Origin of the sequence: Bradyrhizobium sp. sBnM-33 (assembly GCF_032917945.1) — a bacterium.
Classification (GTDB): Bacteria; Pseudomonadota; Alphaproteobacteria; order Rhizobiales; family Xanthobacteraceae; genus Bradyrhizobium.
The window spans coordinates 5,062,453-5,076,309 of sequence record NZ_CP136624.1 but is presented as its reverse complement, the minus strand read 5'-3'; the positions used below and the strand labels follow the sequence as shown (position 1 = coordinate 5,076,309).

14 protein-coding genes are annotated in these 13,857 nt (G+C 63.4%); 10 read left to right on the top strand and 4 right to left on the bottom strand.

The window, feature by feature from the left end:
- Positions 1–143: 143 nt before the first annotated feature.
- A complete protein-coding gene (locus RX328_RS23675; protein WP_213250498.1) occupies positions 144–572 on the bottom strand; it encodes a PaaI family thioesterase in 429 nt (142 codons plus the stop codon).
- 86 nt (positions 573–658) lie between these two features.
- Here RX328_RS23675 and RX328_RS23670 point away from each other — a divergent pair, with 86 nt between their 5' ends.
- The 8 genes from RX328_RS23670 (at position 659) to nadC (ending at position 8,741) form a co-directional block, all read left to right on the top strand.
- Positions 659–1,483, top strand: coding sequence for an enoyl-CoA hydratase (locus RX328_RS23670; protein WP_213250501.1), 825 nt, complete (start codon positions 659–661; stop codon positions 1,481–1,483).
- 115 nt (positions 1,484–1,598) lie between these two features.
- Complete coding sequence (locus RX328_RS23665) at positions 1,599–2,183, top strand: CoA-binding protein (RefSeq protein WP_213250504.1); 585 nt, start codon at positions 1,599–1,601, stop codon at positions 2,181–2,183.
- 151 nt (positions 2,184–2,334) lie between these two features.
- Positions 2,335–3,615, top strand: coding sequence for an O-acetylhomoserine aminocarboxypropyltransferase (locus RX328_RS23660; RefSeq protein ID WP_213250507.1), 1,281 nt, complete (start codon positions 2,335–2,337; stop codon positions 3,613–3,615).
- A gap of 254 nt (positions 3,616–3,869) precedes the next feature.
- Positions 3,870–4,295 (top strand): hypothetical protein, encoded by a 426-nt coding sequence (locus tag RX328_RS23655; protein WP_213250510.1) that lies wholly within the window; start codon positions 3,870–3,872, stop codon positions 4,293–4,295.
- On the top strand, positions 4,250–5,284 hold the full coding sequence (locus RX328_RS23650; protein ID WP_409410773.1) for an NUDIX hydrolase: 1,035 nt from the start codon (positions 4,250–4,252) through the stop codon (positions 5,282–5,284). The genes RX328_RS23655 and RX328_RS23650 overlap by 46 nt, the downstream gene beginning before the upstream one ends.
- 54 nt (positions 5,285–5,338) lie before the next feature.
- On the top strand, positions 5,339–6,325 hold the full coding sequence (gene nadA / locus RX328_RS23645) for a quinolinate synthase NadA (RefSeq protein WP_213250515.1): 987 nt from the start codon (positions 5,339–5,341) through the stop codon (positions 6,323–6,325).
- On the top strand, positions 6,322–7,875 hold the full coding sequence (locus RX328_RS23640) for an L-aspartate oxidase (protein ID WP_213250518.1): 1,554 nt from the start codon (positions 6,322–6,324) through the stop codon (positions 7,873–7,875). The genes nadA and RX328_RS23640 overlap by 4 nt, the downstream gene beginning before the upstream one ends.
- Positions 7,872–8,741 (top strand): carboxylating nicotinate-nucleotide diphosphorylase, encoded by an 870-nt coding sequence (gene nadC, locus RX328_RS23635; RefSeq protein WP_213250521.1) that lies wholly within the window; start codon positions 7,872–7,874, stop codon positions 8,739–8,741. Before RX328_RS23640 ends, nadC begins: the two co-directional genes overlap by 4 nt.
- A 10-nt stretch (positions 8,742–8,751) precedes the next feature.
- Here the strand turns inward: nadC and RX328_RS23630 are convergent, their stop codons facing one another.
- Together RX328_RS23630 and RX328_RS23625 are read right to left on the bottom strand one after the other, a co-directional pair.
- Positions 8,752–9,564 (bottom strand): FTR1 family protein, encoded by an 813-nt coding sequence (locus tag RX328_RS23630; protein WP_213250523.1) that lies wholly within the window; start codon positions 9,562–9,564, stop codon positions 8,752–8,754.
- Positions 9,565–9,717: 153 nt separating this feature from the next.
- Complete coding sequence (locus RX328_RS23625; RefSeq protein ID WP_213250525.1) at positions 9,718–10,809, bottom strand: COX15/CtaA family protein; 1,092 nt, start codon at positions 10,807–10,809, stop codon at positions 9,718–9,720.
- Between the two features lie 120 nt (positions 10,810–10,929).
- Here RX328_RS23625 and RX328_RS23620 point away from each other — a divergent pair, with 120 nt between their 5' ends.
- Complete coding sequence (locus RX328_RS23620; RefSeq protein ID WP_057844248.1) at positions 10,930–11,142, top strand: DUF2842 domain-containing protein; 213 nt, start codon at positions 10,930–10,932, stop codon at positions 11,140–11,142.
- 293 nt (positions 11,143–11,435) lie between these two features.
- Here the strand turns inward: RX328_RS23620 and RX328_RS23615 are convergent, their stop codons facing one another.
- Positions 11,436–12,488, bottom strand: coding sequence for a polysaccharide deacetylase family protein (locus tag RX328_RS23615; RefSeq protein WP_213255485.1), 1,053 nt, complete (start codon positions 12,486–12,488; stop codon positions 11,436–11,438).
- A gap of 130 nt (positions 12,489–12,618) precedes the next feature.
- Here RX328_RS23615 and RX328_RS23610 point away from each other — a divergent pair, with 130 nt between their 5' ends.
- Entirely contained in the window at positions 12,619–13,809 is a 1,191-nt protein-coding gene (locus tag RX328_RS23610; RefSeq protein WP_213255487.1) for a GNAT family N-acetyltransferase, read from the top strand.
- Positions 13,810–13,857 lie beyond the last annotated feature (48 nt).

Below are 13,857 nucleotides of genomic sequence, written 5' to 3'. Positions count from 1 at the left end.
CGTGAAAATGGAAATCGGCGCCAGACGCGCCGAACTGGCGGGTTTCTAGAGAACGGGGCGCGGTCAGTCAACGCCAATGTTTGCAAATTGCCCCAATGAAAACAGTTGCTTATAAATATGGTGCCATATTACCTTCCAAAACTCTACGTGTTTGGAATGGAATAGGTCGCTGTCACGTGGGCGATCGGATCGGGCGACGAGCCCGACAGCAGGTTCACCTCCCCGACCGCCAGCCGCTTACCGAGCTTCAGCAGGCGCGCCGCGGCCAGCACGTCCTGCCCCGGCTGGCCCTTGCGCAGGAAATTGATGTTGAGATTGGTCGTTACCGCTAGCCCCACCGGGCCGATCGCCGAGAGCAGTACCACATACATTGCAAAATCAGCCATCGCCATTAGCGTCGGCCCCGACACCGTGCCGCCTGGACGCAGCATGCGCTCGTCATAACGCCGCCGCAGCAGGCAGGTCTCGCCATCGGCGCTCTCGATGGTGATATCGCCGTCGCTGAACGCCTGCGGAAACTCCTCGCGGAGGAACTTCTCCAGCTCAGCCACGCTCATTTTCGCTGCCGCCATGCCACCCATGCCCCTCGATTAAGGCTGCCTGTTACATTACGTTGTCATCAAAGCCAAAATGAAAATCCTGGAGTGGAAACCCGGAAATGCCCGCCCAGACTGCCCGCGTGCCCACGCCGCAACCTCCGATCCTGCTGCAGGAAAATGTCGGCAGCATCCGCGTGCTCACCCTCAACCGGCCGGCCGCGCGCAACAGCCTGTCGGAGAGCCTGATCGCCGAGCTGCACGCTGCGCTGACGGCAATCCACGACGACAACAGCGTGCGCGCCGTCGTCATCGCGGCCAACGGTCCGGCGTTCTCCGCAGGCCACGACATGAAGGAATTGACTGCACACCGCAGCGACGCCGATCGCGGCCGCGCCTATTTCGGGCAGATCATGAACGCCTGCAGCGCGATGATGCAGGCTGTGGTGCACCTGCCAAAGCCGGTGGTCGCGGCCGTGCAGGGCATCGCGACTGCCGCCGGCTGCCAGATGGTAGCGAGTTGCGATCTCGCGGTCGCCTCCGAGGCTGCAGGCTTCGCCACCCCCGGCGTCGACATCGGCCTGTTCTGTTCGACGCCTATGGTGGCACTGTCGCGCAACATCCCGCGCAAGCAGGCGATGGAGATGCTGCTCACGGGCGAGCCGATTTCGGCGGCCGTGGCGAAGAATATCGGCCTCGTCAACCGCGTGGTCGCCGCCGGCACCGAACGCGATGCGGCGATCGCGCTGGCGCAGAAGGTCGCGCTCAAATCCGCCTATACCGTCAAGCTCGGCAAGGAGGCGTTCTACCGCCAGGCTGAAATGAGCCTTGCCGATGCCTACCGCTATGCGGCGGAAGTGATGACCGAGAACATGATGGCGCGCGACGCCGAGGAAGGCATTGGCGCGTTCATCGAGAAGCGTGAGCCGAAGTGGCAGGATGAATAGACGTTCCTCATCCTGAGGAGCCGCGCAAGCGGCGTCTCGAAGGATGCAGGGTCTGTGGCCTCATGGTTCGAGACGCGCGTTTCGCGCTCCTCACCATGAGGGCTGAGGAAATCAAATGAACCACGACGCCTACGACGACAATTACATCCGCGGCATTCTCAACTCCGTGAAGTCGATCGCGATGGTCGGTGCCTCGCCGGTCAATGTGCGGCCGAGCTACTTCGCGTTCAAATATCTGGCGCTGCGTGGCTATGACATGATTCCGGTCAACCCCGGTCATGTCGGAAAGCAGCTACTCGGCAAGCCTTTTGTCGCCTCGCTGTCCGATATCGGCCGTCCCGTCGACATGATCGACATCTTCCGCAGCTCCAGCCACATCATGCCTGTCGTCAACGAGGCCCTGACATTGTCGCCGCTGCCAAAGGTGATCTGGATGCAGCTCGGCGCGCGCGACGACGCGGCTGCCGAAAAGGCCGAAGCCGCCGGCATCAAGGTGGTGATGAACCGCTGCCCGAAGATCGAATATGGTCGGCTGTCGTCGGAGATTTCATGGATGGGCGTCAATTCGCGCACGCTGAGCTCGAAGCGCGCGCCGATTCCGACACAGGGCATGCGGCTGTCGCTGAACCGGATGAGCGTCGGCGGCGGGGCAACGGCAGCATCGGATCGCGCCGCAAAGAACAAAAGCGAGCCGACGTGAAGCAATGAGAAACAATCATTTCGAAGACGCGGCCTGACGAAGCAGGCCCGTTTCCAATCCGCCACATGTGAAGGCTTCGCCTTGACGGCAGACACGGCTGCGATCAGCATGCCGCGCAATTCGAGCAGGCCAAAGAACAGGACGAAGAAGAATGACCGACCGTCTCCCGGGATTTTCGACCCTTGCCGTGCACGCCGGCGCGCAGCCCGATCCCACCACCGGCGCGCGGGTGACGCCGATCTATCAGACCACGTCCTTCGTATTCAACGATGCCGACCATGCCGCCTCGCTGTTCGGGCTGCAAGCGTTCGGCAACATCTATACCCGCATCGGCAATCCGACCACCGCCGTGCTGGAAGAGCGCATGGCGGCGCTGGAAGGCGGCACCGCAGCTTTGGCGGTCGCCTCGGGACATGCTGCGCAGGTTGTCGTGCTGCAGCAATTGCTGATGCCGGGCGACGAGTTCATCGCCGCGCGAAAACTCTACGGCGGCTCGATCAACCAGTTCACGCATGCGTTCAAGAGCTTTGGCTGGAACGTCGCATGGGCCGACCCCGACGACATCGGCAGCTTCGAGCGCGCGGTGACGCCGCGCACCAAGGCGATCTTCATCGAATCGATCGCCAACCCCGCCGGCAGCATCACCGACATCGAGGCGATTGCAGAAGTCGCCCGCAAGGCCGGCGTGCCGCTGATCGTCGACAACACGCTGGCAACGCCCTATTTGATCCGTCCGATCGATCATGGCGCCGACATCGTCGTGCACTCGCTGACGAAATTCTTGGGCGGCCATGGCAATTCGCTCGGCGGCGTCATCGTCGATGCCGGCACCTTCGACTGGTCGAAGGACAACAAATATCCGATGCTCAACGAGCCGCGGCCGGAATATCACGGCATCAGGATTCAGGAGACGTTTGGCAATTTCGCCTTCGCGATCGCCTGCCGCGTGCTGGGCTTGCGCGACCTCGGTCCGGCGCTGTCGCCGTTCAATGCCTTCATGATACTGACTGGAATCGAGACACTGCCGCTGCGCATGCAGAAGCACTGCGAGAATGCCAAGGCGGTTGCGGAATTTCTGGCCGGCCATTCCGCGGTGGCGTCGGTGAACTATGCGGGCCTTGCCAGCGACAGGTACAACAAGCTCGCGCGCAAATACGCGCCGAAGGGCGCCGGTGCGGTATTCACCTTCAGCCTAAGAGGCGGCTACGACGCCGGCGTCAGCCTGGTATCGAACCTGAAACTGTTCTCGCATCTGGCCAATGTCGGCGACACCCGCTCGCTGGTGATTCACCCGGCCTCGACCACGCACAGCCAGCTCGATGATGAAGCCAAGGTGCGATCCGGCGCTGGACCCGATGTTGTGCGCCTGTCGATCGGAATCGAGGACAAGGAAGACCTGATCGCCGATCTGGAGCAGGCGCTGAGCGCGTGATGCAATGGATGCTATCGCGTCTCCTTACAGAAGATCGTCATACCCGCGAAAGCAGGTATCCAGTACGCCGCGGCGGCCTCTCGGCTGAGTTGCCCGTCTCTGGAATACTGGATCGCCCGCCCTTCGCGGGCGATGACGTTCGAGGGAGGTCCAACCACTTCCAAGGTCAGTAGGCTCGCAATCACAGCCTCTCATTAACGGTCATTCCGGCATAAAGTGACAGTGACCCGCCCCCGAGTGATTCGGAGCCGACCATGCTGCGCTGGACGATGTCATTGCTGATTGCGACGTTCGCGATCGGAACCGCTGTCGCTGCCGACGGCCCCGCCGCCACCAAGCGCGCCGCGGTTCGTGCCGCCAGCAACTTGCCGCCGGGTTTCCCCCGGGCGCATTACAATTACCGAACCACCGTTGCACCTGGCTCCGCACCGCTCTATGTGCGGCGCGGCCGCCAACTGGTGGTCGTCGAAGAAGAGCCCGACGTGCTGATCAAGCCGGTGGGAGTGATGCCCTACGTGCCACTAGTCCGGGGTACGCCATTGCTGCCAGGGTCATCGACGTTGCCCGGCTATTACGGAACGAGCCATTCCTACAGCTATGACGGCCCCTATTATGGCGGCTCCTATACACCCTACTGGGCTCGCTTGCCGTATGCTTGCGGCGTGTATGGATATTGCTAACGGCGCATCAGCGACGGAGACGGATAACAGAGGTGGCAGGGGTATCGACAAAAAACAGGGCAACAGGTTCTGCCAAGGCGATCACGGCGGATCTGGTCGCCGTCCTCGTAGCCGTCACTGACGGCGAGCCCAAGATCATGACCATTGCGAACGACAGCGCGCTGCCGAGCGGACCGTTCGAATTCGCGCACCGTTCGCTACAGACGGGATTGCGAGCGTGGGTCGAGGCGCAAACCGGTCATCCGCTCGGCTATGTCGAGCAGCTCTACACGTTCGCCGACCGTGGGCGCGCCGGAGACGCCAAGTCACCGCACTCGATATCGATCAGCTATCTGGGCCTGACCCGCGAAGACAAGGTCGGACAGGGTTTTGAGGCGCACTGGTCCGGCTGGTACGAATATTTTCCATGGGAGGATCAGCGGGCCGGGCTCCCCCCGTCGCTCGCGAAGACATTGGCGTCGCGGCTGCGGGCATGGGCAAAATCCGCTGATACCACGAGCGTGCAGCGCGAACGGTGGCAGCGCGCAGCCATCACGTTTGGCCTCGACGATCGCGAATGGAACGAGGAGCTGGTGCTGCAGCGCTACGAATTGCTCTATGAGGCCGGCCTAATCCCGGAAGCCGTGCGTGACGGGGCACCGGCGACGGCCGTCATTCCGGGCAAACCAATGACCGGAGATCACCGCCGCATTCTCGCCACCGGGATCGCGCGGCTGCGCGCCAAGATCAAATACCGCCCCGTGGTGTTCGAACTGATGCCGGCGGAATTCACCCTGCTGCAACTGCAACGCAGCGTTGAGGCGCTTGCAGGCCGCTTGGTGCACAAGCAGAACTTCCGCCGCCTAATCGAGCAGCAGCAACTCGTTGAGGAGACTGGCGCAATCGCCGCCGATACCGTTGGCCGCCCGGCCAAATTGTTCAGGTTCCGCCACGGCGTGCTGGCCGAACGGGCGATCGCCGGAACCAAGCTTCCCTTATCCCGCACTTGACTTCGATTATGCTCAGGATAAGTATAAGCCATGATATACTCAAGGAGAGTATAAATGGCCAACCTCAGCGCCGCCGCACTCGCCCCCGTTTCACCGCTTTACGATCGGGTCAAACGGGTTATCCCGCCGCCTGAATGGGCCGTGTTTGCCGAGGATGTCGACGCCATTCTGGCGCTGAAGCGAGAGCGCAATGCCGTGGTCCTCGCACATAACTACCAGACACCTGAAATCTTCCACGGCGTCGCTGACATCGTCGGCGACAGCCTGCTGCTGGCGCGTGAAGCCACCAAGGTTGATGCCGACATCATCGTGCTGGCCGGCGTACATTTCATGGCCGAGACGGCCAAGCTGTTGAACCCGGAAAAGACGGTGCTGATCCCTGACCTGGCGGCGGGCTGTTCGCTCGCCGAGTCCATCACCGCAGAGGATGTGCGGCTGATGCGGCAGCGCTATCCCGGCGTCCCCGTCGTCACCTATGTCAACACATCGGCCGCGGTGAAGGCGGAGTCCGATATCTGCTGCACTTCCGGCAACGCGCTCAAGGTCGTGGAATCGCTGGGCGCCGAACGCGTGATCATGCTGCCGGATGAATATTTGGCGCAAAACATTGCCGCGCAGACAAACGTGAAGATCATCGCATGGAAGGGCCACTGCGAGGTGCACGAGTTGTTTACGGCCTCTGACGTCCGGCAACTGCGCGAAAATCATCCAGACGTGACCATCCTGGCGCATCCGGAGTGCCCGCCCGAAGTCGTGGCGGAAGCCGATTTCTCCGGCTCCACGGCTGCGATGTCGGATTACGTCGGCAAGCAGCGCCCGCCCCGGGTCGTGCTGCTGACGGAATGTTCGATGAGCGACAACGTCTCGGTGCTCCATCCCGATGTGGAGTTTATCCGGCCGTGCAATCTGTGCCCGCACATGAAGCGGATCACGCTGAAGAACATTCGCCATGCGCTGGAGACCGGCCGGCACGAGGTGACGATCGATCCCGCGATCGCCGCGCCTGCCCGGCGCGCGGTCGAAAGGATGCTCGCGATATGAGCACTGAGATCTCAGCGCTTAACCACCGTCCTGTCATCATCGGCGGCGGCGCCGCCGGATTGATGACGGCGCTTCAGATGGGACCCGAGCCGGTCGTGCTGTTGTCGAAGGCGCCGCTTGGCGCGGAGGCATCGAGCCTGTGGGCGCAAGGCGGGCTTGCGGCGGCGATGGGCGACGACGACAGCCCTGCCCTGCACCTCGCCGACACGCTAACCGCAGGTGCGGGTCTCTGCGACCAAGCCGTCGTTCACGGGATCGTTCACGCGGCGCCCGCGGCGGTGGAGCATCTGGCAAGGCTTGGCGTCGCATTCGACCGACGTCCCGACGGCGGCTGGCGACTCGGCCTCGAAGCCGCACACAGCCGTAACCGCATCGTGCACGCGACCGGCGACGGCACGGGCCGCGAGATCATGCGTGCGCTGATCGCAGCAGTGCGCCGCTGCCCGTCGATTACCCTCCTTGAAGGCGTCGAGGCGCGGAGCCTGGTCGTCGAAGACAATTCCATCAGGGGCGTGCTTGCCGTGAACGCGCAGGGTGTGTTCGTGATCGGAACCACCCGCATCGTGCTCGCAACGGGAGGCATCGGCGGCCTGTTTCTCGACAGCACCAACCCCAGTGGCTGTTACGGCCAGGGGCTTGCCTTGGCGGCGCGCGCGGGAGCTCTGCTTTCCGATCTCGAATTCATCCAGTTTCACCCGACCGCGTTCGACGGGCCCTCGCGCCCGATGCCGCTGGTGACGGAAGCCGTGCGTGGCGACGGCGCGATCCTGATCGACGACACCGGGCGGCGCTTCATGGCGCATCAGCCCGGTGCCGAACTTGCGCCCCGTGACATCGTCGCGCGCGCGGTCTGGCGCCGCCGCGCCGAAGGACATCGCGTCTTCCTCGATGCGCGCAAACATCCGGGAGCGGAATTTGCCAAACGATATCCCGTCATTTCCGCGTTCTGCAAAATGGCCGGGATCGATCCAGCGGCCGATCCGATTCCGGTGAGGCCGGCGGTGCACTACCACATGGGCGGGATAGCCGTTGATGGCGAAGGCCGCAGCAGTGTGGACGGCCTCTGGGCCTGCGGCGAGGTCAGCCGCACCGGGCTGCATGGCGCCAACCGGCTCGCCAGCAATTCGCTGATGGAAGCCATCGTCTGTGCACAATGGGTTGCAGAGAGCGTCACGGGCGCGAGCCACGGCCCGCTGAAAGCGCGCGTGGCCGACGCGCCTGCGCCCGCGTCCGATCCTTCGGCCGTACGGCCGATCCTGTCGCAAGGCCTCGGTGTGCTCCGCGAGCGGCACGGAATCGATCGGACGATCCGCAGCCTCTATCCGCTCGCCAACGGCAGAAATGCGGCAGCCGATCCCGCGCTGGTCGGATTGATGATCGCGGTCGCGGCCTGGCGGCGCGAGGAAAGCCGCGGCGGACACTACCGAACCGACTTCCCTGACGCTCTGCCTTCGGCCGTGCCTTCATCCATCTCGCTTGCGGACGCAATCGATACCGCCCGCGACTTTATTGAGACCGAATTCCTCTGCGTCGGGAGTGTCCAGCCGTGACCCTTACGCCGCTTCTACCGCTCATGTACGAACCTCTCGTTCGAACCGCCCTGCTCGAAGATCTCGGACGCGCCGGCGACATCACCGCGGATGCGATCGTTCCCGCCGACAAGCTTGCCTCGCTGGTGCTGCGCGCGCGCCAGCCGGGCGTCGTGGCCGGGCTCGACGTCGCGCGCTGCGCGTTTCAGCTCGTAAGTCCCGCCATTCGGCTCACCGCCGAGCGACCCGACGGCAGTGTAGTGGCGCCGGGAGATATTATTGCCGCCATCGAGGGACCGGCACGTGGACTATTGACCGGCGAACGCACGGCGCTGAACTTCCTTTGCCATCTCAGTGGCGTCGCCACCGCAACGGCCTCGCTGGTTTCGGCGGCGCAAGGCACCAAGGCGCGCATCGTCTGCACCCGCAAGACCACGCCTGGGCTGCGCGCGCTGGAAAAATACGCGGTCCGCGCCGGCGGCGGCAGCAATCACCGCTTCGGCCTCGACGACGCCATTCTGATGAAGGACAACCACATCGCCCTGGCCGGCGATATCAGGACCGCGATCGAACGCGCAAAAGCGCATGCCGGTCACCTCGTCAAGATCGAGGTCGAGGTCGATACCCTGTCGCAGCTCGAACAGGCCCTTGCGGTTGGTGTTGATGCTGTCCTGCTCGACAACATGACGGTCGAGCAACTCCGGCAGGCGGTCGCGATGGCCGGCGGCCGAGCGATCACGGAGGCATCCGGCCGCATCACGGCCGAGACGGCCAAAGCGATCGCGGCAACCGGCGTCGATCTGATTTCCGCCGGCTGGCTGACCCACAGCTCCGCCGCTCTCGATATCGGGCTCGACTACCTCGGACTCAACCGGCAGGCGGCGTAGCTTTGGCGGATCACTCGGCCGCACGCATAGCGGCCTTATCCTCGCGCATCAGGCGGTTGTTGCGCTGGACCACCGAATAGGTCGCCAGCGCAAACAGGATCACCAGGCCCTGGATCGACAACGCTTCCATAGTCGGATTGAGGCCGATCGCGGTCAGGAATGCCGAGCCCTTCACCTCGGTGACCGTGATGATCGCCTGTTCCTGGAACTCCTGCACCGCCTCGCCGATGAACTTGATCGCCATCACGAACAGGAACGCCGAGGTGACGATGAACAGCGGCCGCAGCGGAAGCTTTCGTGCAATCAGGTTGATGAAATAGAACAGCACGGCAAGTGCCACCGTCGCGGCGGCAAGACCTGCGAACAGCCCCGCGCTCCAGCCGCCCTCGGTCTTCGCCAGCGCATTGATGAACAGCACGGTCTCGGCGCCCTCCCGGAACACCGCGAGGAAAGCCAGCGCGCCGACCGCCCACACCGTGTCCTGCGACAGCGCGCGGTCGGCTTTATGCGCGAGGTAATCCTGCCAGCCGCGCGGGTCCTGCTTCACCATCAGCCAGCCGCTGACATAGAGCATCAGGGCGGCGGCGACGAGAATGATGACGCCCTCGAGGACATCGCTGTGGTCGCCGGAGTTCAGCACCGCAAACAGCCAGGCGGCGATGAAGCTGGCGCCGACCGCGGCGAGCGCGCCGCCGTACAGCGCCTGAATGCGGTGGGCGGCACCGGCCTTGGTCAGGTAGCCCGCGAGTGCTGCGATCACCAGCATGGCTTCGAGCCCTTCGCGGAGCAGGATGACGGCGGCCTGGATGAAAGCTGAGGACATGAAACTGAACCTTTGTTTTGGCTCGTTTTATCGTCCAAACGATTCAAGTAAAGCGGTCGCACGCCACCCAAATGCGTCAAGGCCGTCGCGCAGCAAGAAACCCCTGCAAATCGGCCACTTCCGGCAATGACAGCAGATTAGAATTACTCAATTTCAGCCGGGCTGCCCGAGCGGCATCGCCAGCTTCTGCCGATCGTGCTCGGTGCGCCGCGCAACCAGACGTTCGGTCTGCAACACCGCAAGCGTCAACACCACGATCGCAACAGCCTGATGCGCCAGCGCGAGATCGATCGGCACCTGATGCAGCAGCGTCAGAATGCCGAGTACGGCCTGCAGCGTGATCGCCGCCACCAGAGACCAGGCCCCGCCGACAACGGCAACACCGGCCCGTGACCTCACGCTATCGACGGCATGAAGGACGGCCAGCGCCAGCAGCGCATAGGCGGTCATTCGGTGCTCGAACTGCACGGTGAGCGTGTTGTCGAACAGATTGCGCCACCACGGCTCCTCGAAGAACAGCCGCGCCGCCGACGGAATGAAGGCGCCGTCGATCTCGGGCCAGGTATTGTACACCCTTCCTGCCCGCAGGCCCGCGACCAGCGCGCCGAAATAAATCTGGACGAACGTCAAGGCGAGCACAGCCACCCCGGAGATCTTCAGCCGCGGCGGAACGACCGGCTGCGGTCGTGCGCTCATCCGCCTTAGCGTCCAGACGATCGACGCAAAGATAATCAGGGCCAGCACCAGATGCATGGCCAGACGATACTGGGAGACCTCCGTCCGCTGCGAAAGACCAGAGGCGACCATCCACCAGCCGACCGCGCCCTGCAGCGTGCCGAGGGCGAAGATCAGCCACAGCCGTTTTTTTAATTCGGCGCTGAACGCACCACGCCACAGGAAGTACAGGAACGGCAGCAGATAGACCGCGCCGATCACGCGTCCGAGCAGCCGATGGCTCCATTCCCACCAGAAGATGGTCTTGAACTCGGCAAGGCTCATGCCGGCGTTGAGTTCACGGTATTGCGGAATGGCCTTGTAGCCTTCGAATGCCTGTGCCCATTGCGCCTCGTTGAGCGGCGGCAGCGTGCCGGTAACCGGCTTCCATTCCACGATCGACAGTCCGGATTCCGTCAGGCGCGTGGCGCCGCCGACCAGCACCATGACCGCAATCAGCGCGGCGACCACGATCAGCCACGATCGGACGGCAGTGGCATGCGGGGCCTGCTGTGTGGAACCAGCGATCATAAAAAATCCGTCTTGAAATCCGTCCTGGCTCGCCCCGAAGGCGCGCTTGATTGAATTGGCGCGCCCCTTATAGTCCGCCCCTTCCCGCGCGCAACCCGCCACGAGCCTGACATATCCGCCATGACGATACGCACCCGCAAATTCTTTGGAACCCTCGCTTTGCTGGTGCTGGTCGTGGTCTGGTCGCTGTTGGGAATGACCATCGCCCAGACGCCATGGCTGGCCAGTTCAGGCCTGCTACAGGCGATCTTCTATGTCGTGGCAGGGCTTGGATGGGTGCTGCCGGCGATGCCGATCGTGAGCTGGATGTCGCGGCCCGATCGCGCCGCTTAGACTAGAGCATGATGATTTTTGGTTAGATCGATTTGGCCGCAGACGCGCTTCACCTCTCCCGCTTGCGGGGGTCGAGACGAGCGAAGCTCGCTCTTAGGTCGGCGCGAAGCGCCGGGTGGGGGCTCTCTCCACTCGGGCAGTGTCGCCCGCGGAGCCACCCCCACCCATAGCCGATGCTCCGCATCGGCGTTCTACTAAAGAACGGCGGCCATGGGCCGCCTATGCCTCCCCCGCAAGCGGGAGAGGGAGCGCACCTTCTTCGCGGTCGCAATCAAACTCAATTTCATCATGCTCTAAACCCAATTGTCCCGGGTCGGCCTGACCGCGGGAAACATCATTCCTGACAGCAACACCCGCATCGTGCGCAGCGAAGCCTGCCGTCCGTCCCAGGCGATCCGCGGCAATGCATGTAGATTTGTGTATCCTTTGGCCTCGACGACGCCCGGGATCGTCGATACCGCGCTGGCGAAACCTGCCTCCTGCGCCATAACGACGTGCTCCCGGCGCCAGGATTGCCGATCACCGAACGGATAGGCGAAATGGCTGACAGTGCGGCGCAAAGCGGTCTCCGCGACCGCCTTGCCCATCGTCATTTCGCGTTGCGCATCGGCCGCTTTCAGCTTGGACAGTGCGGAATAGTTCACCGTTGCGCTGCCGATCGTCACCAGCGGATCGGCGGCGAGCTTGGTCAGATCGTTCCAATCCATCGAGGCAGCGCGCGACAGCGCCGCGAGATCGACGGAGTAGCGCGTACAGAGGTCGTGGATCGCGAACAAAAGGTCCGGCGGCGGCAGCGTCCGCATCCAGTTCGCCAGAAATTCGAAAGTATCATACTTGCCCGATATGCTGCCGGTTGCGAAACGCCGCTCCTTGCCGTCGATCACCAGGCTGATGCGATCCTCGCGCGCGATCATCTCTTCCAGCGCGAGCCACCAGGGTTCGCCGAGCCCATCCGGAAATGCGGTGGGCAGGTAGATGGTGAAAGGCACGCCCTGCTTCGACAACACCGGATAGGCCTGCGTGATGACGTCCTTACAGCCGCCGTCGAAGGTCAGGCAGGCAAACCGATTGGCTCTTGGCAGCGTGACCGCCCGCCGGCACACCTCGTCCATCGTGATCAGGTCGAAGTTCCAGCGCTTCAGCGCCTGGATGGTCCGGTCGAGAAATTGCGGCGTGATTTCACGCCACCGATTGGGCTGAAACGGCCGGGAATCGCGCGGACGGACGCGCTCGAACCGCAAAATGACGCCGGCGCCACCGCTCTGCCGCTGCTTCAGCCTGAAATAGCCGCTGAAATAGGCGAGCTCCATCCAGGCCCGCCGCAAAATTCCGATATCCGACGCCAACGTACCGCCCTCAACATGCGGTCGCGCTGCCCCCGCCGCGCCCGCATCGTATTACCCTTTGTTGACATTTCCCTGCGAAGGTCGGCCAAAGCCGAAATTGTAAACAAATTCATATAACACGGGCTCTGCGATGACCATGGCTGCCGCGATCAAAGGCCGAACGGCGGATGCAGATGTGTGGTCGAAGGCGAGCCGTATCGCCGGCATCGACATCGTTCACGACCTCGCCGCGGCGGAAGGCGTCTGGCGCAGCCTGGAAGGCGCGCAAACCTTCTTCACGCCGTATCAGCGGTTCGACTTCCTCAGCCCCTGGCAGCGCCAGGTCGGCGCGCGCGAAGGCCTCGTTGCCTTCATCGTGATTGCCTACGACGCGGAACGCCGTCCGCTGCTGCTGCTTCCGCTCGCGCTCAGGTACGCCTATGGCGCCCGCTGCGCCAGCTTCATGGGCGGCAAGCATTCGACCTTCAACATGGCGCTGTTCGACCGCGATTTCGCCGCGAGCGCAACGCGGGCCGATCTCGAGGGCCTGATATCGGCGATCTCGCTGCGGTCCGAAGCCGATGTCCTCGCGCTGCACCAGCAACCGGTTCGCTGGCGCGACCTGCCCAATCCACTCGCCTTGCTGCCGCATCAGCCGTCGGCCAATGATTGCCCGCTTTTGGTGATCGAGCCTGGCGCCGCGCCCCCTGCGCTGATCAGCAACTCGTTCCGGCGCCGTCTCAAGGGCAAGGAACGCAAGCTGCAGTCCCTGCCCGGTTATCGCAGTCTTATTGCGTCCTCCAAGGCCGACATCACCCGGCTGCTCGACTGGTTCTTCCGCGTCAAGCCGCTGCGGATGGCGGAACAGAAGCTGCCGAATGTGTTCGCCGATCCCGGCATCGAGGAATTCGTCCGCAGCGCCTGCACCGCGCCACTCGCCGGCGGCAGGCACGCCATCGATATCCACGCGCTGGAATGCGATGAGGAAGTGATCGCGATCTTCGCCGGCGTCGCCGACGGCCATCGGTTCTCGATGATGTTCAACACCTACACGATGTCGGCAAATTCGAAGTACAGCCCCGGCCTGATCCTGATGCGCGACATCATCGATCACTATGCCGGACAGGGTTACCGCGCGCTCGACCTCGGGATCGGATCGGACGATTACAAGCGGCTGTTCTGCAAGAGCGACGAGCCGATCTTCGACAGCTTCATCCCGCTCAGCCAGCGCGGCAAGCTTGCCGCCAGCGTCATGTCGGGCCTCAACCGCACCAAGCGGCTGGTGAAGCACAATCCGGCGCTGCTGGAGATGGCGCAAAAGCTGCGCAACGCGTTCAGCTAGTCTAGGCAAACTCTCTCACCCCGTCATTGCGAGCCACCCGGTCGGCGC

Bases quoted from the DNA above. Each gene is read 5' to 3' on its own strand.
- RX328_RS23675 (WP_213250498.1), bottom strand. From the start codon at position 572: ATGGCGGCAGCGAAAATGAGCGTGGCTGAGCTGGAGAAGTTCCTCCGC.
- RX328_RS23670 (WP_213250501.1), top strand. From the start codon at position 659: ATGCCCGCCCAGACTGCCCGCGTGCCCACGCCGCAACCTCCGATCCTG.
- RX328_RS23665 (WP_213250504.1), top strand. From the start codon at position 1,599: ATGAACCACGACGCCTACGACGACAATTACATCCGCGGCATTCTCAAC.
- RX328_RS23660 (WP_213250507.1), top strand. From the start codon at position 2,335: ATGACCGACCGTCTCCCGGGATTTTCGACCCTTGCCGTGCACGCCGGC.
- RX328_RS23655 (WP_213250510.1), top strand. From the start codon at position 3,870: ATGCTGCGCTGGACGATGTCATTGCTGATTGCGACGTTCGCGATCGGA.
- nadA (WP_213250515.1), top strand. From the start codon at position 5,339: ATGGCCAACCTCAGCGCCGCCGCACTCGCCCCCGTTTCACCGCTTTAC.
- RX328_RS23640 (WP_213250518.1), top strand. From the start codon at position 6,322: ATGAGCACTGAGATCTCAGCGCTTAACCACCGTCCTGTCATCATCGGC.
- RX328_RS23630 (WP_213250523.1), bottom strand. From the start codon at position 9,564: ATGTCCTCAGCTTTCATCCAGGCCGCCGTCATCCTGCTCCGCGAAGGG.
- RX328_RS23625 (WP_213250525.1), bottom strand. From the start codon at position 10,809: ATGATCGCTGGTTCCACACAGCAGGCCCCGCATGCCACTGCCGTCCGA.
- RX328_RS23620 (WP_057844248.1), top strand. From the start codon at position 10,930: ATGACGATACGCACCCGCAAATTCTTTGGAACCCTCGCTTTGCTGGTG.
- RX328_RS23610 (WP_213255487.1), top strand. From the start codon at position 12,619: ATGACCATGGCTGCCGCGATCAAAGGCCGAACGGCGGATGCAGATGTG.